This window comes from Priestia sp. FSL P4-0332 (assembly GCF_038005845.1).
Taxonomy (GTDB): domain Bacteria; phylum Bacillota; class Bacilli; order Bacillales; family Bacillaceae_H; genus Priestia.
Genome location: NZ_JBBOUA010000001.1, coordinates 4708079 through 4732761, shown reverse-complemented (window position 1 = coordinate 4732761; position 24683 = coordinate 4708079). Strand labels below are relative to the sequence as shown.

Annotated in this window: 24 protein-coding genes, 1 riboswitch and 1 other annotated feature; of the genes, 16 read left to right on the top strand and 8 right to left on the bottom strand. The window is 39.5% G+C overall.

All coding sequences use genetic code 11. The features are described 5' to 3' along the window. The first annotated feature begins 168 nt into the window (after window positions 1-168). Together MKY06_RS24760 and MKY06_RS24755 are read left to right on the top strand one after the other, a co-directional pair. The gene (locus MKY06_RS24760; protein ID WP_013059539.1) at window positions 169-951 is read left to right on the top strand and encodes an alpha/beta hydrolase family protein; all 783 of its coding nucleotides are present in this window, start codon (window positions 169-171) and stop codon (window positions 949-951) included. A gap of 54 nt (window positions 952-1005) precedes the next feature. Next, the gene (locus MKY06_RS24755) at window positions 1006-1248 is read left to right on the top strand and encodes a DUF2584 domain-containing protein (protein ID WP_013059538.1); all 243 of its coding nucleotides are present in this window, start codon (window positions 1006-1008) and stop codon (window positions 1246-1248) included. A 34-nt stretch (window positions 1249-1282) separates the two neighbouring features. Here MKY06_RS24755 and pckA read toward each other — a convergent pair whose 3' ends face one another. Then, window positions 1283-2872, bottom strand: a complete 1590-nt coding sequence (gene pckA, locus MKY06_RS24750; RefSeq protein WP_028411848.1) for a phosphoenolpyruvate carboxykinase (ATP) — start codon at window positions 2870-2872, stop codon at window positions 1283-1285. 374 nt (window positions 2873-3246) lie between these two features. After that, window positions 3247-3364, top strand: a riboswitch (SAM riboswitch). Between the two features lie 132 nt (window positions 3365-3496). Here pckA and metK point away from each other — a divergent pair. Next, entirely contained in the window at window positions 3497-4699 is a 1203-nt protein-coding gene (metK, locus tag MKY06_RS24745; protein WP_013059536.1) for a methionine adenosyltransferase, read from the top strand. A gap of 31 nt (window positions 4700-4730) precedes the next feature. Here metK and MKY06_RS24740 read toward each other — a convergent pair whose 3' ends face one another. The 3 genes from MKY06_RS24740 to MKY06_RS24730 form a co-directional block, all read right to left on the bottom strand. Further along, window positions 4731-5876, bottom strand: coding sequence for a glycosyltransferase family 4 protein (locus MKY06_RS24740; RefSeq protein ID WP_025601492.1), 1146 nt, complete (start codon window positions 5874-5876; stop codon window positions 4731-4733). A gap of 18 nt (window positions 5877-5894) precedes the next feature. Then, window positions 5895-6419, bottom strand: a complete 525-nt coding sequence (locus MKY06_RS24735; RefSeq protein WP_025601494.1) for a phosphatase PAP2 family protein — start codon at window positions 6417-6419, stop codon at window positions 5895-5897. A 191-nt stretch (window positions 6420-6610) separates the two neighbouring features. Further along, the gene (locus MKY06_RS24730; RefSeq protein ID WP_013059533.1) at window positions 6611-7138 is read right to left on the bottom strand and encodes a gamma carbonic anhydrase; all 528 of its coding nucleotides are present in this window, start codon (window positions 7136-7138) and stop codon (window positions 6611-6613) included. A 107-nt stretch (window positions 7139-7245) separates the two neighbouring features. On the opposite strand from MKY06_RS24730, the gene MKY06_RS24725 reads away from it, so the two are divergent. Both MKY06_RS24725 and MKY06_RS24720 read left to right on the top strand, forming a co-directional pair. After that, the gene (locus tag MKY06_RS24725; RefSeq protein WP_013059532.1) at window positions 7246-8022 is read left to right on the top strand and encodes an alpha/beta fold hydrolase; all 777 of its coding nucleotides are present in this window, start codon (window positions 7246-7248) and stop codon (window positions 8020-8022) included. A 31-nt stretch (window positions 8023-8053) separates the two neighbouring features. Continuing rightward, window positions 8054-9112: a tetraprenyl-beta-curcumene synthase family protein gene (locus tag MKY06_RS24720; RefSeq protein ID WP_013059531.1), complete on the top strand. Its 1059-nt coding sequence runs from the start codon at window positions 8054-8056 to the stop codon at window positions 9110-9112. 12 nt (window positions 9113-9124) lie between these two features. Here the strand turns inward: MKY06_RS24720 and MKY06_RS24715 are convergent, their stop codons facing one another. Further along, window positions 9125-9694, bottom strand: coding sequence for a class I SAM-dependent methyltransferase (locus MKY06_RS24715; protein WP_013059530.1), 570 nt, complete (start codon window positions 9692-9694; stop codon window positions 9125-9127). Then, on the bottom strand, window positions 9691-10653 hold the full coding sequence (locus tag MKY06_RS24710; protein ID WP_013059529.1) for a TIGR01212 family radical SAM protein: 963 nt from the start codon (window positions 10651-10653) through the stop codon (window positions 9691-9693). Before MKY06_RS24710 ends, MKY06_RS24715 begins: the two co-directional genes overlap by 4 nt. Window positions 10654-10822: 169 nt before the next feature. On the opposite strand from MKY06_RS24710, the gene MKY06_RS24705 reads away from it, so the two are divergent. The 8 genes from MKY06_RS24705 to MKY06_RS24670 all read left to right on the top strand — a co-directional run bounded on the left by MKY06_RS24705 (window position 10823) and on the right by MKY06_RS24670 (window position 18509). Further along, on the top strand, window positions 10823-11086 hold the full coding sequence (locus MKY06_RS24705; protein WP_013059528.1) for a YtzC family protein: 264 nt from the start codon (window positions 10823-10825) through the stop codon (window positions 11084-11086). A gap of 12 nt (window positions 11087-11098) precedes the next feature. Beyond that, window positions 11099-11254, top strand: coding sequence for a hypothetical protein (locus tag MKY06_RS24700; protein ID WP_013059527.1), 156 nt, complete (start codon window positions 11099-11101; stop codon window positions 11252-11254). Between the two features lie 158 nt (window positions 11255-11412). Then, complete coding sequence (locus tag MKY06_RS24695; RefSeq protein ID WP_029319939.1) at window positions 11413-12600, top strand: MDR family MFS transporter; 1188 nt, start codon at window positions 11413-11415, stop codon at window positions 12598-12600. Between the two features lie 156 nt (window positions 12601-12756). Next, the gene (locus MKY06_RS24690; RefSeq protein WP_029319940.1) at window positions 12757-14079 is read left to right on the top strand and encodes a GntP family permease; all 1323 of its coding nucleotides are present in this window, start codon (window positions 12757-12759) and stop codon (window positions 14077-14079) included. A gap of 64 nt (window positions 14080-14143) precedes the next feature. Continuing rightward, window positions 14144-14341 (top strand): hypothetical protein, encoded by a 198-nt coding sequence (locus MKY06_RS24685; RefSeq protein ID WP_029319942.1) that lies wholly within the window; start codon window positions 14144-14146, stop codon window positions 14339-14341. Window positions 14342-14583: 242 nt separating this feature from the next. Beyond that, window positions 14584-14802: a binding site (T-box leader), on the top strand. A 64-nt stretch (window positions 14803-14866) separates the two neighbouring features. Beyond that, entirely contained in the window at window positions 14867-17281 is a 2415-nt protein-coding gene (leuS, locus tag MKY06_RS24680; protein WP_013059523.1) for a leucine--tRNA ligase, read from the top strand. A gap of 239 nt (window positions 17282-17520) precedes the next feature. Beyond that, window positions 17521-17832 (top strand): rhodanese-like domain-containing protein, encoded by a 312-nt coding sequence (locus MKY06_RS24675; RefSeq protein ID WP_013059522.1) that lies wholly within the window; start codon window positions 17521-17523, stop codon window positions 17830-17832. Between the two features lie 497 nt (window positions 17833-18329). Then, window positions 18330-18509, top strand: a complete 180-nt coding sequence (locus MKY06_RS24670; protein ID WP_013059521.1) for a sporulation protein Cse60 — start codon at window positions 18330-18332, stop codon at window positions 18507-18509. Window positions 18510-18513: 4 nt separating this feature from the next. Here MKY06_RS24670 and MKY06_RS24665 read toward each other — a convergent pair whose 3' ends face one another. Beyond that, entirely contained in the window at window positions 18514-19785 is a 1272-nt protein-coding gene (locus MKY06_RS24665) for a BaiN/RdsA family NAD(P)/FAD-dependent oxidoreductase (protein ID WP_013059520.1), read from the bottom strand. 210 nt (window positions 19786-19995) lie between these two features. Here MKY06_RS24665 and MKY06_RS24660 point away from each other — a divergent pair, with 210 nt between their 5' ends. Both MKY06_RS24660 and MKY06_RS24655 read left to right on the top strand, forming a co-directional pair. Then, complete coding sequence (locus MKY06_RS24660) at window positions 19996-21639, top strand: putative polysaccharide biosynthesis protein (RefSeq protein ID WP_029319951.1); 1644 nt, start codon at window positions 19996-19998, stop codon at window positions 21637-21639. Between the two features lie 51 nt (window positions 21640-21690). Beyond that, window positions 21691-22407 (top strand): pseudouridine synthase, encoded by a 717-nt coding sequence (locus MKY06_RS24655; protein ID WP_013059518.1) that lies wholly within the window; start codon window positions 21691-21693, stop codon window positions 22405-22407. Window positions 22408-22629: 222 nt separating this feature from the next. Here the strand turns inward: MKY06_RS24655 and MKY06_RS24650 are convergent, their stop codons facing one another. Further along, window positions 22630-22851: a DeoR family transcriptional regulator gene (locus tag MKY06_RS24650; RefSeq protein WP_013059517.1), complete on the bottom strand. Its 222-nt coding sequence runs from the start codon at window positions 22849-22851 to the stop codon at window positions 22630-22632. Between the two features lie 408 nt (window positions 22852-23259). Here MKY06_RS24650 and pepV point away from each other — a divergent pair, with 408 nt between their 5' ends. After that, window positions 23260-24663 carry a dipeptidase PepV gene (gene pepV, locus MKY06_RS24645; protein ID WP_029319953.1) on the top strand — a complete coding sequence of 468 codons (1404 nt, stop codon included), beginning with the start codon at window positions 23260-23262 and terminating at the stop codon, window positions 24661-24663. Window positions 24664-24683 lie beyond the last annotated feature (20 nt).

The window sequence follows — 24683 nt, the reverse complement described above, 5'->3', positions numbered from 1 at the left end:
CAAACCTCCTTAAAATAATAAAATATTTTATGATAATGTATGTAAAGAAGTGGAAGAAGGTGAGTGCCTATATAACTATGTGTAAAATCAACGAAGTAGTAGTCAACAATTGAAAGTACACCTTAGCGGGAGAAAGCAGGCTAGTTATATAAAGAATGGAGGAAAAAAATGAAAGATGGAACAATTCTTCATAAACAGCGTTTCCCATCATCAAACCCTCGCGTGGCGCTGTGGGTGATTACATATGCATGTCAAGGGCTTAAGATTAAAGGAATGCTCGCAGAGCCAAAAGAAAAAGGAATGTATGACGGCTTTTTATACTTAAGGGGAGGTATTAAGAACGTAGGAACGGTTCGTCCTGCTCGACTCATTCAATTTGCTTCTCAAGGTTTTATTGTGATGGCTCCGTTCTATAGGGGAAATCAAGGAGGCGAAGGAAACGAAGATTTTGCGGGAGATGATCGTTACGATGCTTTTGCTGCTTACGATTTACTGAAACAGCTCCCTAACGTCTACCATGACCGCATTCATATTTTTGGGTTTTCAAGAGGGGGAGTGATGGCTTTACTCACAGCCATTGAAAAAAACGACAGCCGTTCTCTTGTGTTATGGGGAGGCGTCACGGATATGGTGCTGACATATGAAGAAAGAGAAGATTTAAGAAGAATGATGAAGCGGGTGATTGGAGGAACGCCTTCTAAATATCCTGAAAGATACGAATGGAGGACACCTTTGCATCGTGCTCATCTCGTCGAGCCGCCGGTCTTGCTTATTCATGGTTTAGAAGATAAAAACGTGTCGATTGATCATTCCTATCAGCTCGAATCTAAACTAAAGAAGTCCAATAAAAAAGTTACCAGCTGGTACTTCGAAAACTTTCCACATGCTTTTCCACCAAAAGAAAACCGAGAAACGGTGAAGAAGTTAACGAAGTGGATGAAAGCGCAATAAAAGATATGCTACGATAGAGAAAACAAGTAGAATAACAGTGAGGAGTGAGAAAAAATGGGGATGCCGCTAGAATTAAATACAATGATTGTGACAAAAGGCAACGAAAAGCGTGTAACGGATAACATTTTTCAAATTGAGAAAAAAGGATATCGCTTGTATCCGTTAGATATTCCATTAAACATTCACAAAACGAAAAATGGAGAATGTATTGGAACTGCTGTTGTGCGTAAGGTAGAAATGGAGCAGGAAAAAACCATTGTCACATATGAACTGACAAAATTACATTCGACTAACTAAAAAACCGATCGTCTTATAGACGATCGGTTTTTTATTAGACTCTAGGTCCGCCTAATGTTGAAATGTCAGATGCTACATCATTAAAACGCTTGAAATTAGCTTTGAATTTAGCAGCAAGCTCAGTTGCCTTTTGGTTATAAGCTGTCGCATCGTTCCATGCTTTAGAAGGCTGAAGCACTTCATCAGGAACTCCCGGAACATGAGTTGGAATCGATAAACCAAAAATAGCATCTGTTACTGTTTCGGTATTAGCTAGTTCTCCTTCAAGGGCTGCTTGAACCATAGCTCGAGTGTAACTTAACTTCATTCGTTCGCCCACGCCGTATTCACCGCCGGTCCATCCAGTATTTACAAGGTATACATTTACATTATGTTCATCGATTTTCTTTCCTAGCATTTCTGCATAAGTTGTTGGAGCAAGGGGTAAGAAAGGCTCACCAAAGCATGTAGAGAAAGTAGCCTGTGGCGATGTTACGCCGCGCTCTGTTCCAGCTAACTTACTAGTGTATCCGCTCAGAAAATGGTACATCGCTTGTTCTTTTGTAAGCTTGCTGATTGGAGGCAAGACGCCGAAGGCATCAGCAGTTAAAAAGACAATAGCTGTAGGGTGCCCAGCAACGCTTGGCAATACCGTATTATCAATAGAGTCAATTGAATAAGCGGCACGAGTATTCTCTGTTAAACTATTATCATTGTAATCTGCTACTTTCGTATTTTGATTTAACACTACATTTTCCAGTACGGCGCCGAAGCGAATTGCATTGAAAATTTGCGGTTCTTTTTCTTCGGAAAGCTGAATGCACTTCGCGTAGCATCCTCCTTCAATATTAAATACACCAGAGCTTGACCAACCGTGCTCGTCATCTCCGATTAAACGACGGTTTGCATCAGCAGAAAGCGTTGTTTTACCCGTTCCAGATAAACCAAAGAATAATGCAACGTCACCTTCTTCTCCTACGTTAGCAGAACAGTGCATGGATAGAATATTGTTTTGAGGAAGCAAGAAGTTCATCACTGAGAAAATAGATTTTTTCATTTCACCAGCGTATTCAGTTCCTCCAATTAGCACGATGCGTCGCTCTAACGAAAGAATAATGAAGGTTTCAGAATTCGTCCCGTCTGTTTCAGGATCAGCTTTGAACGTTGGAGCTGCTACAATTGTAAACGGCTTCACATCATCATTTGTTTTTTGTTCGGCTGAAGGGCGAATGAATAACTGCTGAGCGAATAGGTTATGCCATGCAAATTCATTAACTACTTGAATTGGTAACTGATACTTTTTATCAGCTCCAGCATATCCATTAAAAACAAAAAGTTCATCCTGCTTCTTTAAGTGGGTTAAGACTTTTTTGTATAGCGCATCGAATCGCTGAGCAGAAATTGGCTGATTGACAGGTCCCCATTCAACCGTTTTTGAAGACACAGCATCGCTTACAATAAATTTATCTAAAGGAGAGCGACCTGTATATTTTCCGGTTTCGACTGACACAGCACCTGTAGAAGTCAGCGTTCCTTCGCGTCGAGCTAGAATTTTTTCAACAAGTTGTGGAACAGATAATTGGTGTTTTGTTGTTTTTAATTGAAGCAAACCATTTAATTCGATAGACATATCAACAGTACTCATGTGCACTACCTTCCTTTTTTAGCTATTATTTATTCATTAATGTTTGAAATTTATAATTAGTATAACACATTTATTTAATTATTCTATACTATTTAACTAAAAATGTTTGTTTATTATAAAAAAATGTACGTTATACCTATTTTAGACACATGTATATGTGATAGGAGCAAAAAAAGTGAAGCTATTTTAAGTGAAAGCCTCATTTTGATCTGTCTTATTAACTAAACTTAGTGATGATTCTTAATAAGATGTACTATTTCGGAATTTGAGTATGTTACATTAAAACAGATTCAAACATAAAGAGATGATTTCCATTTGAATGTTGTTGACAGTGAAGCGCTTTTTCATGTATTATATGTCCTTGAACGGATACTCTCTTATCCCGAGCTGGTGGAGGGACAGGCCCTATGAAACCCAGCAACCATCGTCATTTTTTTGTGTAGACGATAAGGTGCTAACCTGATGCAAGGGCACAACCTTGATCGATAAGAGTGAAAGGCTTATGTAGAATTTGATACCTTTCCTCGATACAAGGAAAGGTTTTTTTATATTTTTTAACGTGTAGTGAAAATAAGGGAATGAGTACCGTATCACAATGTATCGTATTTATAAGGAGGAAAACTGATGTCAACACAACGTCGTCTGTTCACGTCAGAATCTGTTACAGAGGGACATCCCGATAAAATTTGTGACCAAATTTCTGACTCAATTCTTGATGCTATCCTAGCAAAGGATCCAAATGCTCGTGTTGCTTGTGAAACAAGCGTAACAACTGGTTTAGTTTTAGTAAGTGGTGAAATTACAACTTCTACTTACGTGGATATTCCTAAAACAGTTCGTGAAACAATTAAAGGAATTGGCTATACTCGTGCAAAATACGGATTTGATGCTGAAACTTGTGCAGTATTAACATCTATCGACGAGCAGTCAGCTGATATCGCTGCTGGTGTAGACCAAGCGTTAGAAGCACGTGAAGGTCAAATGTCAGATGAAGAAATCGAAGCAATCGGAGCTGGAGACCAAGGGTTAATGTTTGGTTATGCATGTAACGAAACAAAAGAATTAATGCCTCTTCCAATTTCATTAGCTCATAAACTTGCTCGCCGTCTAACAGAAGTACGTAAAGAAGAAATTCTTCCTTACCTTCGCCCGGATGGTAAAACACAAGTAACAGTTGAATATGATGAAAACAACAAACCTGTTCGCATCGATACAATTGTTATTTCAACCCAGCATCACCCAGAAGTAACGTTAGAGCAAATTCAACGTAACTTAAAAGAATATGTTATTAATCCAGTTGTTCCAAACGAGTTAATTGATGAAAATACAAAGTATTTCATTAACCCAACAGGACGTTTCGTAATCGGCGGTCCTCAAGGAGATGCTGGTTTAACTGGTCGTAAAATTATCGTTGATACTTACGGCGGATATGCTCGTCACGGCGGCGGTGCATTCTCTGGTAAGGACGCAACAAAAGTAGACCGTTCAGCAGCTTATGCAGCTCGTTATGTTGCGAAAAACATTGTAGCAGCTGATCTTGCTGATAAATGTGAAGTACAACTAGCATATGCAATTGGTGTTGCACAACCAGTATCTATTTCAATTGATACATTCGGTACAGGAAAAGTTTCTGAAGAAGTACTAGTAGACGTAGTACGCAAAAACTTTGACCTACGTCCAGCAGGCATCATTAAAATGCTTGATTTACGTCGCCCAATTTATAAGCAAACAGCAGCTTACGGCCACTTTGGTCGTACGGATGTGGAGCTTCCTTGGGAGTTCACAGACAAAGCGGAAGCATTAAAAACTCAAGCTTTAGCTAAATAATAAAAAAATCTCCGTGAAAACGGAGATTTTTTTATGCCCATTGAATACCTGCAGCAGATTTTTCTACGACACTTTCATATTCTGAAAGCAAATGCTGAAAAATGGCGTCCCATGATTGAGTAAGAGCGTATTGTCTCGCTGCATGGCCAAAGTGAAGACGCTGATGCAAATCATCGAGTAAATCTGTAATAGCCGAACTGAATTCTTCTAAGGAGTGAGGTTTGCAAAGGTAGCCGTTTCGCCCGTGCTGAACCATCTGTTTAACTCCTCCTGCATTTGCTGCCACTACAGGAGTTCCAGAAGCAAGAGATTCCAGTACAACATTTCCGAAGGTTTCTGTTTCTGAAGGAAAAACAAACAAATCAGATGATGAATAGATATGAGCAAGTTGCTTACCTTCAAGGAAGCCTGTAAATGTCATATGCTCAGATGCTTGCTGCTGCATTTGTTCTTTTAAAGGGCCGTCTCCCACAATAACCCAGTGAATTTGATGACGGATATGATCAGGTAGAGATCGTGCGATTTTTATTAAAAAATCAGCGTTCTTTTCTTTAGCTAATCTTCCTACATACGTTAAGATGTAGGGTTTTTTTATATTATATTTAATACGAATATCAAAGCGGTCATAGTGGGGATGAAATAATTTATGATTTACTCCTCGCGACCAAATATCTACGTTGTGAAACCCTTGTTCTTCTAGCTGCTGTTTGGTCACTTCAGAGGGAGCGAATATTTTTTGTACAGGTTTATAAAACCATTTCATATATTTTTGCAGTGGTACACGCATTTTTTCAAGTTCATAGTGAGATAAATAATCATCAAAATTGGTATGATAAGAGCCGACAAGAGGAACACCTAATCTTTTCCCGTAATAGGAGCCGCAAACCCCCATTGTAAAAGGAGTGGCCAAATGAATAATAGAAGGATTGAATGCCTGCAGCTGCTTTTTAATTTTTAGAACGTTTGGCAATGAAAAGCGGCTGTTTGGATAAAGGAAAAACGGCATGCTGGGCGAACGGTGAACATACGTTGAAAATGACTGATCATGAGCAAATTCAGGAGCAAATACCTGGATGGGAATTTGCTTTGATTTGACGTACTGAGTAAATTGATAAAGTGTTTTAGCAGCTCCGTTAACTTCTGGAGCAAATGTATCCGTAAATAAAGCAATTCTCATTAGTACTCCTCCTATCAATTAAGTTAAAAATATGTTCAGTGAAACAGCACCCGAAAAGATGCCCAGTATCAGACCTACCATGACATCCGTCGGATAGTGCAGGCCAAGATAAATTCTTGAAATTCCTACCATTACTGCAAGAGGCAAAAGAACAGCAGCGAAGGCTGGATAAACAATCATAAGAGGGGTAACCAACGAAAAAATAGCTGTTGTATGCCCAGATGGAAATGAATGATCTTTTAATGGATTTTCTAACACTTTTGTATGTTTTAATTGAATATAAGGTCGTTTTCTCGGATATAGTTTTTTAGCAATGGCGACTGGAATATGACTAACGGCTAGAGAAAACGCACAAGCGTAAGCGACGGATGAAGGATACAGAAATAGCAGCAAGCACGCTATCACAATGGTAAAAGTGGCTCCTCCGGCGTGAGTTAGTAAACGTAAAAATCTATTTAAGTGCTTTCGATCAAAATGTTGGTTTACGCTTTTGAATAATCGGCATTCGGCATCGTATACATACTGAATTAACTTGGCTTTCATAGAGTCGCTCCCTTTTCAATAAATACGTCTTTATTATTCAGTTTAATCTTTAATTGTGGAGGCAGTACTAAAACGATGTAAATTAATATGGAAATTTCTTTACAATTGTGGAGAGAATAGAACATGATTGGAGAGTTTGTGGAGATACTAAAAAAATTCCCTCAGTGTGACTTTCTGAGGGAACGTTTCCTTTATAATGAAGAATCAGATTTCTTAATAGACTTATAATACTGCCCTTTTTCTACATATTCTGTACGAATGCGCTGCATATCTTTTAAATCCTCTTCTGTCAGAGTGCGGATCACTTTAGCAGGTCGGCCGAGTGCGAGAGTATTAGGTGGTATTTTTTTACCGGGAGGCACTAAGCTTCCAGCACCGACAAAAGCACCTTCACCAATTTCTGCACCGTCTAAAATAATAGAACCCATGCCAATGAGCGCGCGTTTGCGGATGATGGAGCTATGTAAAATAACTTGATGTCCTACTGTCACATCATCCTCAATAAGCAATGGAGCATTTGGGCTTTGATGGAGTGTTGATTGATCTTGTATATTTACTCGTTTACCAATAATCGTAGGTGAAACATCTCCTCTAATAACAGTGTTAAACCAAATGCTGCTTTCTTCACCAATGGTGACATCTCCAGTAATCGTGACATAGTCTGCGATGAAGCAGCTGGGTGCAATGGTAGGCATTTTTTCTTTATACGGATAAATCATCAAATCATCTCCCTTTATTAGTTGAAAAAAAGTAGTAAATCTTCTAATGTAAGTGTACAAAGGTTTTTTAAGCAGGTAAACAAAAAAAGGAAGAAGGAGTAACTCAAATGCATAAATGGGAAGCAGTAAATCCAAAAGGCGTTATTGTCATGGTCCATGGAGCAGCGGAGCATCACGGACGCTATCGCTGGCTGATTGAGATGTGGCGTTCGGTTGGAATGCACGTAATTATGGGAGACCTTCCTGGCCAAGGCTTAACAACAAGAAGAAGAGGACATATCCTATCCTTTGATGAATATGTGTATGAAGTGGAAGAATGGGTACGTGAAGCGCAAAAATATGATTTGCCTATTTTCCTGTTAGGTCACAGTATGGGAGGACTGGCGGTTATTCGTACGCTCCAGACAAAAAACCTCCCTATATGGGGTGCGATTCTTTCCTCTCCTTGTCTAGGATTAAAAGAGCAAGTACCGGCTTATTTAGATATGCTATCTAAAGGGTTAAATAAAGTCATGCCGAACAAACTTTTCGATTTAGGTCTCACTGTTGAAAAAGCAACAAGAAACCAAGAAGTTCGAGATGAAGATGAAAATGACTCACTGTATGTTACAAAAGTTTCTGTAAGATGGTACCGGGAATTGATCCAAGCTGTCAACTTAGCTTTTAAAGATATCGATCGTTTGCCTGATGTCCCGCTTCTTGTGATGCAGGCAGGAGAAGATAAAATTATTGAAAAGCTGATTGTTAGGCAGTGGTTTGATGAAATAGAGCTAAGTGAAAAAATCTACAAAGAATGGTCTCAGCTGTATCACGAAATCTTTAATGAGCCTGAAAGAGAATACGTTTTTACATATGCGAAAAGTTTTGTCGATCTTCACATTTAATAAGTGCGGTAAGAAATTGAGGTGAAAATAAATGAAGATTCCGTCTCATCCTATTTCATTAATGAGAAAAATTTATCGAGAAGTGTTTCCTGTCGTTCATCATGAGCTTAATCATTGGCGCGAACGAGCAAAAGAGATTCCTAATAAAGAATTGCGTACTCAAGCATTGGCAAGTATCGATACAAAAACTTTTCATTGTGAAGGAGGCGGTATCCTATCGATTTTAGCGAAAGAAAACATGATTGAATGCGTGAAATTTATTGTTGCCTACCAAACAATCAGCGATTACTTAGATAACTTATGTGACCGCAGCAATTCGCTAGACCCTAAAGATTTTGCCGCCTTACATGAATCGATGCCAGATGCGTTGACTCCTCATGCACCTCTTGGGGATTACTATCGTTTTCGAGCGGATAAAGACGACGGAGGATACTTAGCCGGACTTGTCCAGACTTGTCAGCAGTCCTTGCGAAAAGCTTGTAATTACCATATAGTCTCTTCACATTTATTAGAACTAGCTAATTATTATTGTGATTTGCAAATACATAAGCATGTTGAAATCAAGGAAAGAGTTCCACGATTAGAGAATTGGTTCGATGCTCACCGGCACAGTGTTCCTGAAATGGAGTGGTATGAATTTTCAGCGTGCTCTGGTTCAACGTTAGGAATTTTTTGTTTAGTTGCTTATAGCTTTCAAGAAGAGATGACCGAAGAAATGACGCAGAAAATAAAAGCAGGATATTTTCCTTATATTCAAGGCTTACATATTTTACTCGATTATTTAATTGACCAAGAAGAAGATAAAGCAGGAGGAGATTTGAACTTTTGTTTTTATTATCCTCATTATCAGCAAATGATGGATCGCTTTTTGCATTTTGTCGTAAAAGCGGACGAATATGCTAAAAAACTGCCGGATTATCACTTTCACTGCTTTATCTATAAAGGACTCTTGGGCGTTTATTTGTCGGATCAAAAAGTGCGGGCACAAAAACATGTTCATGTGAATGCACGTAGGTTAATAAAAGCGGGGGGAGCCCTCAGCTACTTTTTCTATATCAACGGACGCTTGTACCGAATGTTAAAAAGATAAGCCATATGCGGCTTATCTTTTTTCAATAGCAATGATGAAGGGAGGGTTGTTTTGCTGATTCATGAAACGATATTGTAAAACGTGAACGTCTTTTTGATCAAGATTTTGGACATACGTTAGTAAATCGTCTCTTTCTTGTTTCCCTTGTTCGTGTCCATGATAAATAACGAGCACAATCACTCCTTCAGGTGCTAACAAATCAAGTAACTGCTCAATTGCAGAGATTGTTGTTTCAGAAGTGGTGACAATGTCTTTATCTCCACCTGGTAAATAACCTAAATTAAAGACAGCACCCGTGACTCGTCCTTTAATAGAACGAGGAAGCATGTTTATATTGCTGTGGCTTTCTTGGATAAGTGTTACTCTGTTTTCTACATGGTGTTCTGTCAATCGCTGCTGAGTTGCTTGAATGGCTTGAGGTTGAATATCAAATCCATATACATGACCTGTATCTCCGACTAAGTTAGCTAAGAACAATGTATCATGTCCATTTCCTGCTGTGGCATCAATCGCGACATCTCCTTGAGCCACAGCATTAGTGAGCAATGTGCGGGCAAAAGGCAGGATACGTTCTATTTTCATCTTTCCATCAACTCTTTTTCATAAGATTTTCCTTGATAGCTTTGACGACGTTCGAGCTCTTGATCAATGGCATTTAATACGCTCCACTTATTTACGCTCCACATCGGTCCAACCATGAGGTCTATCGGTCCATCGCCTGTAATACGATGAACAATCATCTCAGGAGGGATTACTTCGAGCTGATCGCATACAAGCTTTACATATTCTTCAAATGAAAGAAATTCAACAAGGCCCTTTTCATACTGTTTGACCATAGGAGTTCCTTTTAGTAAATGAAGCAGATGAATCTTAATTCCTTGAACGTCTAATTTTGCTACTTCACGTACCGTTTCCATCATCATATCAGGTGTTTCTAAAGGCAAACCATTAATGATGTGAGAACAAACGCGAATACCGTGTTTTCTGAGCTTTGCTACGCCATCTACATAGCATTGATGATCGTGTGCCCGGTTGATAAGCAGTGAAGTTCGTTCATGAACAGTTTGCAGTCCAAGTTCTACCCATAGATAAGTTCGTTCATTTAATTCAGCCAAGTATTCCACCACATCGTCGGGGAGACAGTCAGGGCGCGTGGCGATAGAAAGCCCAACAACTCCGGGAAGCTTTAAGACGGCTTCATATTTTTCACGAAGCTCCTCGACAGGAGCATGAGTATTAGTAAATGCTTGAAAGTAAGCAACGTATTTTCCGTCTTTCCATTTATGATGCATTTTTTCACGGATTTCATTAAATTGTGTCACAAGGTCATCCGCTCTGTTTCCGGCAAAATCCCCCGAACCGGCAGCACTGCAAAACGTACAGCCGCCGTGAGCTACTGTGCCATCTCTGTTTGGACAATCAAATCCTCCATCTAAGGCTACTTTAAATACCTTATGGCCAAAGTGGTTACGTAAGTGGTAATTCCAGGTATGATAACGTTTGTTTTCAGATTTATACGGAAACGGGTTTGTCTGATTCAAATCAGCAACCTCCTTTTTACATGCAATATACATCAACAAATTGTATCAAAAACGTGAAAAAGTGCCAAACAAATTTAAGGATGCTTATATTTAACAGGTTCTTCTTGTCGTAAAGGGAAGTAAAGTTGCGCAAAATAAGACAGAAATGAACGAATAGGAGGAATAGAGAATGACAACTCGTCAAGCAGTGGATCAACTTATGCAACAGTGTGAAGATGCTATTCGCTTTGGACAAGGCCAGTTGCAGGAAGGCATGAAGCAAGAACATTATAACGACACTGAATATACAAAAGCACAGGAAAAATTAGAAAATGCTTATAAAGAAATTGAAGAGTTTTCTCACAGTGCAAATGCACAGCAAAGAGAGCAGCTATATCGCATGCGCCTGCAAGTTCAGCAGCTGCAAAATAAATTGATCACAACTCAGCATTAAGGAGAGGATTTTATGGCAACGCGTTCAAATCAAAATAATCCGGAACAAAAAACAAAAAACGGGATCAACAGCAATGACATTGAGCTAGGAAAAGATTTTGATCCAGTAAAAGAATTAAAAGCACGAAACAGCAAGCGTGCACAGCCGGTTCGTTCGAAGCAAAAGTAAGCGGTAAAAAGGTGATTTTGCATGATATTGTCATGTGAAATCACCTTTTTAAATAGTCAGCGAATTTCAAATAAATTGTCTATATGTAAAAGCATTGCGAACCCTTTAAGAAAAGACTAGAATGTACGTTGGCATTCGAATAGATAGGGGGGAGATCAATGCCCAAATCACTTTGGTTTTTGATTATTGGTATGCTTGTAAACGTAACGGGAGCTTCATTTTTATGGCCTCTCAATACCATTTATATAAATGAACATTTAGGAAAGTCGTTATCCGTCGCAGGAGTTGTTCTTATGCTGAATTCTGCTGCAAGCGTAGTAGGAAATTTGCTTGGAGGAACTCTTTTTGACAAAATCGGAGGATATAAATCCATTTTATCAGGAATTATTATTACTCTTATTGCATTAGTGGGACTCGTGTTTTTCCATGGTTGGCCTACATACGTTGTTCTCTTGGTTGTTGTAGGGTTTGGATCTGGTATTGTGTTTCCATCTATGTATGCAATGGCAGGGTCCGTTTGGCCACAAGGCGGAAGAAAAGCATTTAATGCGATGTACGTTGCTCAAAATGCAGGAGTAGCTATTGGCGCCGCGGTAGGGGGCATTGTAGCGTCTTATTCATTTACGTATATTTTCTTAGCTAATACAATTTTATACGTTATTTTTCTGCTTATTGCTATTTTTTCATATCGTCATATTTCGGTTACCGTTGGACAAACGAATGTCCTTAATGAAGCAGGGAGCATTGGGCATAAAACGAAGCTGACTGCTCTTCTTATTTTATGTACGGGGTATGTCTTATGCTGGGTTGCGTATGTTCAGTGGCAAACAACGATTGCTACGCATACGCGTGAGCTGAATATACCTCTTTCTAGCTACAGTTTGCTTTGGACGATTAACGGGATTTTAATTGTAGTCGGTCAGCCTTTGATCGTACCCATCATTCAAAAAGTAGCAAAAACGTTAAAAGTACAGGTCCTAATTGGAACGGTTATTTTTGTGGCTTCTTTTGTTATCGTGGTGAATGCTACAACATTTCCGCAGTTCTTAACAGCAATGGTTGTGTTAACAATTGGAGAAATGTTCGTTTGGCCAGCCATTCCAGCTGTTGCAAGTCAGTTGGCTCCATCTGGAAAAGAAGGATTTTATCAAGGCGTAGTTAACAGCATGGCTACTGCAGGTAAAATGATTGGTCCTCTCTTTGGAGGCGTTATTTTCGATGCGTTTAATATGTCTACGCTGTGCTATTTATTAATTGGGCTATTGCTATTCAGCATGTGTACAACATGGATATACGATTATAAATTAAAAGAAAAACGTCAGCGTTCATTAACCATCTCTAAATAAATAGAGGTGGTTTTATTTTTGACTGTTAAATAAACGTAGGAATGTCTTCAGTATTCCTTTAATAATATAGTAAGGGTTGTGACAAGCAAAGAAAGGAGTATATACCTGTAAATATGTAAGCGTTTTCTAATTATATGAATTCATGGGGGGCTAAACATGCTTAGTATGATTGGATTAATTGGAGGGTTATTGCTGCTCATTGTATTAACGATGAGAGGCATGAATTTATTTATAGCAGGTCCGCTCAGTGCTTTAGTTGTTGCGTTAACAAGCGGAATGCCTTTATTTCCGCAGCTGGTGAAAGAAGGAGAAGCAAATTTTGTTGGAAATTACATGTCTGGTTTCACAGGATTTATTGCTTCTTGGTATTTAATGTTTCTATTGGGCGCCGTCTTTGGAAAAGTGATGGAAGACAGCGGGGCTGCTGATAGTGTTTCTCGCTGGATTGTTAGTAAACTAGGAATGAAAAGAGCAGTGTTGGCGATTGTCCTTGCCTGTGCGGTCTTAACATACGGAGGAGTCAGTCTGTTTGTAGTAGCATTCTCTGTCTATCCAATGGCTTTAAGCTTATTCAAACAAGCCGATTTGCCGAGGCGGTTTATCCCTGCTGCTTTAGCATTCGGTTCAGTTACGTTTACGATGACCTCAGCTGGGTCGCCTGAAATCCAAAACTGGATTCCAATTGAATATTTGAAGACTAGTCCGTATGCAGGATGGGAAGTTAGTTTAGTTGTAGCAGTAGTGATGGCTGTATTCGGCTACTGGTGGTTAAAGCGCTTGATTTCAAAAGCAGTTAAAAATGGAGAGCGTTTTATATCACGCGAGAAAGATCCAGTAGTAACGGAAAATCAGTCTCTTCCTAATCCTTTATTAAGTTTGCTTCCGCTTGTGGTCGTGCTCATTATTTCTTTTGCACTTCATAAGCCACTTCAGCAATCTGCGTTGATTGTCGCACTTTTAAGCGGGATCATTGTCACTTATATTGTGAACCGAAAGCATTTTAAAGGATTTTGGAATGCAGCTTCAGAAGGAACGCTGGGTGCGTTAATTGCTATTGGGAATACAGCCGCTGTCGTAGGTTTTGGAGGAGTTGCTAAGGCTGTTCCCGCGTTTGGAGTGGCTGTAGATGCCATGACGCATATTCCAGGAAGTCCGTTGATTGGGGGAGCTATTGCCGTGAGTGTTATCGCGGGGATGACAGGTTCGGCTTCAGGAGGTCAGGCGATTGCTTTGCCAATTTTAGCGCCTCACTATCTAGATGCTGGTGTAAATCCAGAAGCTCTCCATCGCGTAGTAGCTATTTCCTCTGGAGTATTAGATTCCTTGCCTCATAATGGTTATGTCGTAACAACAATTAATTCTATTTGCGGAGAAACTCATAAAGATGCGTATGGATCAGTTGCAGCAATGACGGTGATTGTGCCGCTTGTTGGTCTTGTACTTGCGATTATCCTGTTTTCTTTTGGATTGGGCATTTAATAATAGCAGCTAAAGGAAGCAGGGACAGGAATAAAAGTATTTTAGTTGAAGGAAGATCCGAACGATGAATCGTTCGGATTTTTTCATGTTTATGGTGCACGTAGGTTTCATTTGTTTAGGTGCTTCTAGCTGTGGAGTGGAGGGAAAGACAAAGACAAAGACTCCTGAAATAGGTGAGACCCCGCATGAGTGTAAGCAACGAGGAGGCTCATCGGCTGCCCGCGGAAAGAGAAGTCTTGCACGGAAATCAACAGTGGTGTAACCAAGAGATTCATACTAGCGCATTTATCCCATTTGTTCGTCTTTAAATTGGATTGATTTAATTATGTCTCAATCCTTTTTTGTTTGGCCGTGGATGTATGTTTTTGGGAGAAGTTGTTCATATATAAGAATGAAAGAGAGGATTTAGCAACAAAGCAGTGCTGCAGTGCAGAAACTTTTACAAAATCCGTTGAACAACTTGCAGTTTACGAACATATTATTTACAATACAAGGTAGTATGATGTAAAAACTATGATAAGGAATAGTAGTGAACGAAGCGAGCTAAGAGAGTTGACGGTTGGTGCGAGTCAGCAAACGAGCGTTCATGAACTCACCTTGGAGTTGTAAATGTGAAGTAAAGTAACATTTGCCGTCTATCCGCGTTAAGGAAAATGAGTGAGTACATAATTGTGCTAATTTGGGTGGTACCGCGGGAAGTTTATTCAACCTCTCGTCCCTTTGTTTGAGGGATGAGGGGTTTTTTAGTTTAATTAAATACAGCTGGAGCGTACAAGGAGGATTATGTATGGCTTTTAATCATGAAAAGATCGAACAAAAATGGCAAAAAGTTTGGGAAGAAAATAAAACATTTAGAACAACAGAAGATGAAGGAAAGCGTAAGTTTTACGCATTAGATATGTTCCCTTATCCATCTGGCGCTGGTTTACACGTTGGGCATCCAGAAGGTTATACAGCAACGGATATTTTATCTCGTATGAAGCGTATGCAAGGATACAATGTACTTCATCCGATGGGATGGGATGCATTCGGACTACCTGCTGAACAGTATGCATTAGATACAGGAAACGACCCGGCTGAATTCACTGAACTTAACATTAATAATTTCCGTCGTCAAATCAAATCGTTAGGTTTCTCTTACGATTGGGAGCGAGAAATTAATACAACTGATCCAAACTACTACAAATGGACGCAGTGGATTTTCTTACAGCTATATAAAAAGGGCTTAGCTTATGTGGATGAAGTAGCTGTTAACTGGTGTCCTGCTCTAGGAACAGTACTTGCGAACGAAGAAGTGATTGACGGCAAAAGTGAGCGTGGGGGACATCCGGTTGAGCGTCGTCCAATGAAGCAGTGGATGCTTAAAATCACAGCTTATGCAGATCGTTTACTAGAAGATTTAGATGAGCTTGATTGGCCAGAAAGTATTAAAGAAATGCAGCGCAACTGGATTGGCCGCTCTGAAGGAGCTCACGTGCACTTCACAATCGATGGATACGACGACACGTTTACTGTGTTCACAACGCGTCCTGACACGCTATTTGGGGCAACGTATGCCGTTTTAGCACCTGAACATCCGTTTGTGGAAAAAATTACAACAGCCGAACAAAAAGAAGCAGTAGAAGCGTATTTAGATCAAATTAAAAGCAAAAGCGATTTAGAACGTACAGACTTAGCCAAAGACAAAACTGGCGTATTCACTGGTGCTTATGCAATTAACCCTGTAAACGGCGAGAGAATGCCAATTTGGATTGCTGACTATGTTCTAATGAGCTATGGCACCGGTGCAATTATGGCTGTTCCGGCTCATGATGAGCGTGATTATGAATTTGCTGTTAAATTTGAACTGCCTATTAAAGAAGTAGTAGCGGGCGGAGACGTTTCAAAAGAAGCTTATACAGGCGACGGCGAGCACGTTAATTCAGACTTCTTAAATGGTTTAGATAAAGAAGAAGCAATTTCAAATATGATTCAGTGGCTTCAAGCAAATGAAAAAGGTGAAAAACAAGTAACATACCGTCTGCGTGACTGGTTATTCAGTCGTCAGCGCTACTGGGGTGAACCAATTCCTGTTATCCACTGGGAAGATGGCACAACGACTGCAGTTCCTGAAGATCAGCTTCCGCTTGTGTTACCAAAAACGACTGAAATCAAACCGTCAGGCACAGGTGAATCTCCGTTAGCAAACATTGATGACTGGGTGAATGTTGTAGATCCGGAAACAGGCAAAAAAGGGCGTCGCGAAACAAATACAATGCCTCAATGGGCAGGCAGCTGCTGGTATTACTTACGCTACATTGATCCGACAAACAGTGAAGCGTTAGCAGATGCAGATAAATTAAAAGAATGGTTGCCGGTTGATATTTATATCGGTGGAGCTGAACACGCTGTTCTTCACTTATTATATGCTCGTTTCTGGCATAAGTTTTTATATGATATCGGCGTAGTTCCAACAAAAGAGCCGTTCCAAAAACTGTTTAACCAAGGTATGATTCTTGGAGAAAACAACGAAAAAATGAGTAAGTCAAAAGGTAACGTTGTAAACCCAGACGAGATCGTAGAAAGCCACGGAGCAGATACGCTTCGCCTTTATGAAATGTTCATGGGGCCTTTAGATGCATCAATCGCTTGGTCAACAAAAGGGCTTGATGGTGCACGCCGTTTCTTAGATCGTGTATGGCGCTTACTTGTTGACGATAACGGTGAATTAAGCAGCAAGGTTCAAGAAAGCAATGACACTACGCTTGAACGCGTGTATCACCAAACGGTGAAAAAAGTAACGGAAGATTACGAAGGCCTCCGTTTTAATACAGGTATCTCTCAGCTTATGGTATTCATCAATGATGCATACAAAGTTGACGTGCTGCCAAAGCAATACGTAGAAGGATTTGTGAAGCTATTAGCACCAATTTGTCCTCATACGACTGAGGAATTATGGAGCAAACTAGGTCACGAAGATACAATTTCGTATGAGGCTTGGCCTGCGTTTGACGAAGCGAAACTTGTAGATGATGAAGTGGAAATTGTCGTTCAAATTAACGGTAAAGTACGTGCGAAAGTAAACGTACCTGCTGAGGCATCTCGTGAAGAGCTTCAAGATATTGCAATGGCTAATGAAGATGTTAAAGAGTTCATTGAAGGTAAGACAGTGCGCAAAGTGATTGCTGTGCCTGGTAAATTAGTAAACATCGTAGCTAATTAAGTATTGATGTAGAACAGAACTCCTGACTAAAGAGCTGTCAGGGGTTCTGTACTAGACCTAAGCGCCTGATGTCCGCCTTTCGGGTTAACATCAGGCGCTTAGTTAAATTTTTAACTACGATGGGAAAAGCTTAGGCAGGCTTGCTGCTTAAGCTTTTCTTATTTTGTGGCATAAAGGTATTTGAATTTGCTACAATAGCGATAGCAAGCTGAATGAAAGAATAGAGAGGAATGACGAAGATGGAAGAAGTAAAAGTAATTACGCCTGAAGAACTTCAAAAACGTGTTGAAAATGGAGAAGAACTTCATTTAGTTGATGTGCGCGAAGATGAAGAAGTAGCAGAAGGAATGATTCCAACTGCTAAACACATTCGTATGAATGATATTCCAGCTAATGTGGATTATTTCGATAAAGACAAAGAATATATTTTCATTTGCCGTTCGGGCCGCCGCAGTGAAAACGTATGTTACTACCTTCAAGAACAAGGATATAAAGTAACAAATATGGCTGGCGGTATGTTAGAGTGGGAAGGAAAAACGGTTAATAAATAAAAAAGAGGCTGAGACAAAAGTATCTTAGCTGAAGTGAAAAATGAACCATTGATCAACATGTTTGATTAGTGGTTCATTTTTTTTTGTTATGGTGAACATAGGTTTTATTTGTTTCGTTTCTTCTAGCAGTTGATTGGAAGGCAAGGCGACACAGGTGAGCCCCCCAGGAGCGCAAGCGAGGAGGAGGCTCACCGGCCGCCCGCGGAAAGCGAATTCTTGCAAGGAAATCGACTGCCGTGTTACAAGCGGTTCAGCTCATGTATCCCATTTGTTCGTCTTTAGATTGAATTAATTTAGTTATGTCTCAACCTCTTTTTTGAATGAAACTTCTGCCATCCGACTAAAATGATAGCAGGAAAACAAATGATGACTAAATCTATAAAAGCCCTCATAAAAATAGAGGTAGTAAGAGATTGAAAATCCGTACAAAAACCATCATCAAGAGAAACAGTCCATTCTGATTGAAACAAATTTGATAGGACAAGGTGGTAGAAGCTGTGATACAAGTAAAAATGTTTGATAAAGAGCATGAAAAAGATTTAGAATTTGCGGTGAATCGATTTTTACGGAAATTAGAGGATGAAGACGTCGTTGATATTAAATACCAAGTGACAGTGGATGTTGATCGTGATGAGCAGGTGTACTGTTTTTCAGCCATGGTTATGTATAAAGCCTAGCATATTATGCTAGGCTTGTTGCAAATTCTCCTGCATTACTGCCAGCCAAACGGCCTGTTACAAGAGCAGAAGTGATATTGTATCCTCCAGTATATCCGTGGATATCAAGAATTTCCCCGCAGAAGTAAAGGCCTTGCATAAATTTCGAAGACATTTCTTTTGGGTGAATTTCTTTAACGGATACGCCGCCTCCTGTTACGAATGCTTTTTCTAAAGAAAGCGTGCCGTTTACAGCAAATTCAAATCGTTTGCACAGTCTTGCAAATTCTCTCAGTTTCTCATGCTGAAGCTGTCCTGCTAGCGCTTGGCTATCAATGCCTGCTTGCTCGAGTAAAAACAATAGATAGCGTTCAGATACAAAACCTTTTAAGACATTTTTAATTGCTTTTTTCGGCTCTTCTTTTGTTGTTCTGACTAATTGTTGGAAAATATCTTCTTCGTTTTGGCTAGGAAATAAATCAAGAGACATTTGAACAGTGTTGCTTTTTTGTTTCTTTAACTCTTTAACAACATATTGGCTGCAGCGAAGAGCGGCAGGGCCAGAGATGCCAAAGTGAGTGAAAATCATATCCATTTGATGAGTAATGACAGGTTTGCCTTTTTTATTAAGCACGCTTAGTCCTACATTGCGAAGCGATAGACCTTGAAGCGTTTTGGTTTTAATAAAGTGTTCGCTAGATGTAATAGGAACTTCTGTTGGGTAAAGTTCAGTAATTTTATGCCCCGCATCTTTTGCCCATTGATAACCGTCTCCTGTCGAACCTGTATGAGGTACTGATTTTCCACCTACTGCAATCACAACGCTTTTCGTTTGGATTGCTTCCCCGTTTTGAAGCACAACTTCTTTTACCGTGTTATTCTCATAGTTTACGCGTTTAACGGCTGTGTTTGTGCGAATCGTCACACGAAGACGGTGAAGTTCGCTAATTAATGCGTCAACAACAGATTGCGCTTTATTGCTGACCGGAAACATACGACCGTGATCTTCTTCTTTTAATTTAATTCCAAGGCCTTCAAAATAAGAGATGATATCTTCGTTATTAAAAACAGAAAACGCACTGTATAAAAAGCGTCCGTTTCCTGGAATGTGTTTAATAAGTTCATCAATGGGAAGACGGTTTGTCACATTACAGCGTCCGCCTCCAGAAATGGCAAGCTTTCGTCCAAGTTTATTGCCTTTATCAATTAATAATACGTTTGCACCTGACTCACCAGCTGCAATCGATGCCATCAAACCAGAAGGTCCTCCTCCGATTACGACTACATCATATATCATACTTTCACCAACCTGTCTATTCTTAAAAAATTTTAGTTTGTTCACTGACAAATCTCTCAACATTGGATAAAATGGGCTATAGTCTTTGTTTTTTAGTTTGTTGACGAGTGCGAGTGAGTATAAGACCTTTCTTAGTGTATACTGTCACTTGCTTCTTTTCAATTCTATCATTATTATCATTATGTAACATTAAGTATCGGAGGCAAACGTATGTCTGATTCAAAATTGTTAAGAGGGACCTTTGTGCTAACGCTTGGCACCTATGTATCCCGAATCTTGGGAATGATTTATTTATTTCCATTTGCGATCCTTGTTGGAACCGTAGGGGGAGCACTGTTTGGTTACGGATATAACCAATATGCTATTTATTTAAGTATTGCTACAGCCGGTATGCCAATGGCCGTATCGAAATTTGTATCAAAATATAATGCACTCGGTGATTACTATACGAGTAGAAGAATGTACCGGGCCGGCATGAAATTAATGCTTGTCACAGGAATACTTGCATTTTTACTTTTATATTCGTTAGCTCCTGTTATGTCTAGAATTACACTGGGAGGTTCTGATTTAAATAACTCCTTAGAAGATGTAGTAATGGTTATGCGAATGGTTAGTGTTGCGTTAATTGTAGTACCGATGATGAGTTTAATGCGAGGATTTTTCCAAGGTCACCAGTCTATGGGACCAACAGCTGTTTCACAAGTAGTTGAACAGCTTGTGCGGGTTGTCTTTTTATTGGCATCTACCTATATCGTCATCAAAGTTGTCCATGGAAGTCTTGCATTAGCCGTTGGATTTGCTACGATGGGGGCTTTTGTAGGAGCTCTTGCTGGACTGGCTGTATTAATTTGGTATTGGAAAAAACGAAAGCCTTATCTTGATAAAATGGTGAACGAGCAGACGGTAACGCCTACGCGTATTTCTACCGTATCCATTTTTAAAGAGCTGCTTACGTATTCATTGCCATATGTCTTTGTCAGCTTGGCTATTCCGCTTTATCAGTATGTGGACCAATTCACATTTAACCGTGCGATGGTAGCGGCTGGACAAAAAGAAATAGCAGAGTCAATGAACGGAATTGTTCAGTCTTATGTTCCAAAGCTTGTGATGATTCCCGTTTCATTAGCTACTGCGTTCGGTTTGACTCTTGTACCAACGATTACACGTTCCTTTGTGAATAAAGATTATAACGTACTGCAAAAGCAAATTGATCAAACATATCAAACGATTATGTTTCTTGTGCTGCCAGCATCTGTAGGATTAATGGCTTTAGCTGGCCCAGCCTATACGTTTTTCTTTGGAACAGATGCATCGGATGCGGGTGGAAATGTCTTGCTTTACTATGCACCGGTAGCTTTATTGTTCTCATTTTTTACGGTTAATGGAGCTATTTTACAAGGAATCAACAAACAAAAATATGCTGTTTTAAGTCTATTATTTGGATTGATTGTGAAAATTGTCGTGAACGTTCCATTTATTCTTATGTTCCACGAGATTGGTTCAGTTTTAGCGACAGCACTAGGCTATATCGTATCTCTTGTTTATATGTTTGCGCTTATTCAAAAACACGCAAAATATAACTACAGTGAGTTTATAAAACGCTCTGTGCTTATTCTCATTTTTGTTGCGATTATGGGAATCAGCGTAAAAATTGTCGCAGCAGTGATTGGTCTGTTTACAACGCCAGGACGATTCTCTGCCACTGTTATTACGATTATAGGAGCAGCAGTAGGCGGCATTATTTACTTTATTATTACCTATCGTTCAAGCCTGCTTGAAAAAGTAATGGGAGCGAGGGTAACAGGTGCAATTGAACGAAAGATACTGCGCCGAAATAAACAGCGCAGTGCCTAAGAAGATGACTCGTTAGAGTCATCTTCTTTTCAAAAAAGAGGAGGATATTACATGCGTTTGGATAAATTGCTTTCTACCATTGGGTACGGAAGCCGAAAAGAAGTTAAAGGTCTTTTAAAGACTGGAGCTGTTAAGGTAGACGGTACAGCAGTTAAAGATGCTAAGGTCCACGTTAATCCAGATGAACAAGAAATAACTGTGCATGGCGAAGCCGTTTCTTACCGAGAATTTGTTTACTTTATGCTTCATAAGCCGCAAGGCGTCATATCAGCAACAGAAGATTCTCTTCATGAAACAGTTTTGGACTTACTTGAACTTGACGATGCTGTGTATGACCCATTTCCGGTAGGGCGTTTAGATAAAGATACAGAAGGGCTCTTGCTGCTGACGAATGACGGTCAGCTTGCACATCAGCTGCTATCTCCTAAAAAACACGTTCCTAAAACATATTTTGCAAAAATTAATGCACCGGTGACTGAAGAAGATGCTGAAGCATTTAGACAAGGTGTCACTCTTGATGATGGATATGTAACAAAATCAGCAGAGTTAAAGATACTAACAAGCGGTGTGGAATCAGAAATTGAATTAACGATCGTTGAAGGGAAATTTCATCAAGTGAAGCGTATGTTTGAAGCAAGAGGAAAAAAAGTAACGTATTTAAAACGTTTATCTATGGGAGCTTTGCTATTAGACGAGTCGTTAGATTTAGGAGAGTATAGGGAGTTAACGGAAGAGGAACTAGCTTTATTACAACAATCAAATGCCTAAGAAGAGGCGAAAGAAAAAGGAACCTAAGTCTAAAATGGTTCCTTTTTTTGTCCACTTTGTTAGACAAGTGAAACATTTCACGTTAAAGCACTTAAACGAGTACCAACTCTGCTTGACGTGCAAATGGAGCGGGGGACTATGCACTCGTCCAAGTCTGGACTTTCTACTGCGTAGAATTTTATCTCTATATATAAATCACTTACTACCCTTGAAATAAACTTACTAGGATGACATCTTGACCTTCTTTTGCGTAGTCGTCCATGTACCGCGACTTGGGCTGCGAACTAAATCATTATATGCTAACACATTCAAGTCACGCTGAATGGTTCTTGGTGTAATACCAAATTCGTCTACGAGCTCTTGCGTTGTAACTGTTCCATTTTTACAAATGAACATATAGACCGATTTGATACGAGTTAGCATTCGATTAGTTGAAGGTTTCAAAAAACCACTTCCTTATTCGTTTTTCGTAAGGCACAACTTCTTTATAACTCTGAGATGTCAAGCACTATTTCAGTCCTTATCCTTATTGTACACAAAATCGACAGAAAAATAAAAGAGAAAACGCAAATTAACACAATATTTACAAAAAATGATATAAATATGTAATCCTTTCGTAACATCTCCTTCCTCTATTTGCACATTTTTTATAGTATATGTAAACAATAAACAAATAGAATCCGTTTTTATCGATTGTGCCTACAAATTATTTCCCGGAATTTTGACTCTGTAAACCTTTGATATGAAAGGAAAGAGACAATTATTTCTTTCTATATAAAGGTATGATAAAGTTAAATTTACCAATAGTAATGATAGATACAATCTGTAAAAGCAGGAAAAGGAGACAAACAGATGACGGCAATTAATTGGAAAGAGGAAGTTCAAAAAAGAGAAGCTGAAATTCTAGCTGAGACGCAGCGTTTTCTACAAATTAAAAGTGTTTTGACAAGCACAGAAAAACAAGAAGAGCCATTCGGACCTGGAATTGCTCAAGCGCTTCACTTTCTTTTAAATAAAGGAAAAAATGACGGGTTTTCCGTCAAGAACGTAGACGGATATGCTGGTCATATTGAGGCAGGAGAAGGGAAAGACCTTCTTGGCATTCTTTGTCACGTAGACGTTGTTCCTGAAGGAGACGGGTGGTCGGTTGATCCATACGGCGGTGAAATAAAAGACGGGAAAATTTTTGCTAGAGGAGCAATCGATGATAAAGGCCCGACGATGGCTGCTTATTATGCGATGAAAATTGTGAAAGATTTAGGGCTTCCTCTATCTAAACGGGTGCGAATAATTATTGGAACGGATGAAGAAAGTGACTGGAGATGTGTGGACCACTACTTCAACCATGAAGAGATGCCAACTATGGGATTTGCGCCGGATGCGGATTTTCCTATCATTTTTGCTGAAAAAGGCATTACAGACGTAGAAATTCGCCAGCAGCCAATTGAAGGAACAAAGGGAAGCGTTCAGCTTACATCATTTGTCTCTGGGCGACGCTACAATATGGTTCCTGATCTTGCAACAGCTGTTCTTGAATTCCATAGTGAAACGGATATTGAAAATAAATATAATCAATTTTTAAAGGATCAGTCTTTAAAAGGTTCAATAACAGACAAGAGCGGTGTATACACACTTACTTTAGAAGGCGTTTCAGCACATGGAAGTGTGCCTGATAAAGGGAAAAATGCTGGCCTTACGCTTCTTCGCTTTTTACACACATTAGAACTTGATGAACAAGCTAATCAGTTTGTAGGTTATGCAAATGCGTATTTAGTCCAAGATGCACTAGGAGAAAAAATGGGCTTAAATCGCAAAGATGAGGTCACGGGTGATTTAACGATAAATGTTGGAATCATGTCTTACAATCAAGAAGAAGCGGGGCACTTTGGTTTAAACATTCGCTATCCTGTATCAGCTCATATTGACGATATTATTGATACGATTAAAGAAAAAAGTGAATCTTATCAAATGACCATCAAACATTTTACAGATTCTAAACCGCATCACGTCGATCAAAAACATGAGCTTATTCAAACGCTTCAAAAGGTTTACCAAGAACAAACAAATGAAGAACCTACACTTATTTCAATTGGAGGAGGAACATATGCCAGAGCATTAGAAGCGGGTGTGGCATTTGGACCTCTTTTCCCAGGCCGTGAAGAAGTAGCGCACGAAAAAGACGAGTACATGGTAATTGAAGATTTACTTCGTGCAACAGCTATTTATGCACAGGCTATTTACGAATTAGCTAAATAAAAAAAGCGAACGCCTTTGCG

What these genes read in the sequence shown, in the direction of transcription:
- MKY06_RS24705 (WP_013059528.1), top strand. Translation starts at nt 10,823, where the DNA reads ATGACAACTCGTCAAGCAGTGGATCAACTTATGCAACAGTGTGAAGAT.
- MKY06_RS24665 (WP_013059520.1), bottom strand. Translation starts at nt 19,785, where the DNA reads ATGATATATGATGTAGTCGTAATCGGAGGAGGACCTTCTGGTTTGATG.
- MKY06_RS24685 (WP_029319942.1), top strand. Translation starts at nt 14,144, where the DNA reads ATGAATCGTTCGGATTTTTTCATGTTTATGGTGCACGTAGGTTTCATT.
- MKY06_RS24720 (WP_013059531.1), top strand. Translation starts at nt 8,054, where the DNA reads ATGAAGATTCCGTCTCATCCTATTTCATTAATGAGAAAAATTTATCGA.
- MKY06_RS24655 (WP_013059518.1), top strand. Translation starts at nt 21,691, where the DNA reads ATGCGTTTGGATAAATTGCTTTCTACCATTGGGTACGGAAGCCGAAAA.
- MKY06_RS24690 (WP_029319940.1), top strand. Translation starts at nt 12,757, where the DNA reads ATGCTTAGTATGATTGGATTAATTGGAGGGTTATTGCTGCTCATTGTA.
- MKY06_RS24660 (WP_029319951.1), top strand. Translation starts at nt 19,996, where the DNA reads ATGTCTGATTCAAAATTGTTAAGAGGGACCTTTGTGCTAACGCTTGGC.
- leuS (WP_013059523.1), top strand. Translation starts at nt 14,867, where the DNA reads ATGGCTTTTAATCATGAAAAGATCGAACAAAAATGGCAAAAAGTTTGG.
- pepV (WP_029319953.1), top strand. Translation starts at nt 23,260, where the DNA reads ATGACGGCAATTAATTGGAAAGAGGAAGTTCAAAAAAGAGAAGCTGAA.
- MKY06_RS24715 (WP_013059530.1), bottom strand. Translation starts at nt 9,694, where the DNA reads ATGAAAATAGAACGTATCCTGCCTTTTGCCCGCACATTGCTCACTAAT.
- MKY06_RS24740 (WP_025601492.1), bottom strand. Translation starts at nt 5,876, where the DNA reads ATGAGAATTGCTTTATTTACGGATACATTTGCTCCAGAAGTTAACGGA.
- MKY06_RS24725 (WP_013059532.1), top strand. Translation starts at nt 7,246, where the DNA reads ATGCATAAATGGGAAGCAGTAAATCCAAAAGGCGTTATTGTCATGGTC.
- MKY06_RS24730 (WP_013059533.1), bottom strand. Translation starts at nt 7,138, where the DNA reads ATGATTTATCCGTATAAAGAAAAAATGCCTACCATTGCACCCAGCTGC.
- MKY06_RS24675 (WP_013059522.1), top strand. Translation starts at nt 17,521, where the DNA reads ATGGAAGAAGTAAAAGTAATTACGCCTGAAGAACTTCAAAAACGTGTT.
- MKY06_RS24700 (WP_013059527.1), top strand. Translation starts at nt 11,099, where the DNA reads ATGGCAACGCGTTCAAATCAAAATAATCCGGAACAAAAAACAAAAAAC.
- pckA (WP_028411848.1), bottom strand. Translation starts at nt 2,872, where the DNA reads ATGAGTACTGTTGATATGTCTATCGAATTAAATGGTTTGCTTCAATTA.
- MKY06_RS24695 (WP_029319939.1), top strand. Translation starts at nt 11,413, where the DNA reads ATGCCCAAATCACTTTGGTTTTTGATTATTGGTATGCTTGTAAACGTA.
- MKY06_RS24755 (WP_013059538.1), top strand. Translation starts at nt 1,006, where the DNA reads ATGGGGATGCCGCTAGAATTAAATACAATGATTGTGACAAAAGGCAAC.
- MKY06_RS24735 (WP_025601494.1), bottom strand. Translation starts at nt 6,419, where the DNA reads ATGAAAGCCAAGTTAATTCAGTATGTATACGATGCCGAATGCCGATTA.
- MKY06_RS24760 (WP_013059539.1), top strand. Translation starts at nt 169, where the DNA reads ATGAAAGATGGAACAATTCTTCATAAACAGCGTTTCCCATCATCAAAC.
- metK (WP_013059536.1), top strand. Translation starts at nt 3,497, where the DNA reads ATGTCAACACAACGTCGTCTGTTCACGTCAGAATCTGTTACAGAGGGA.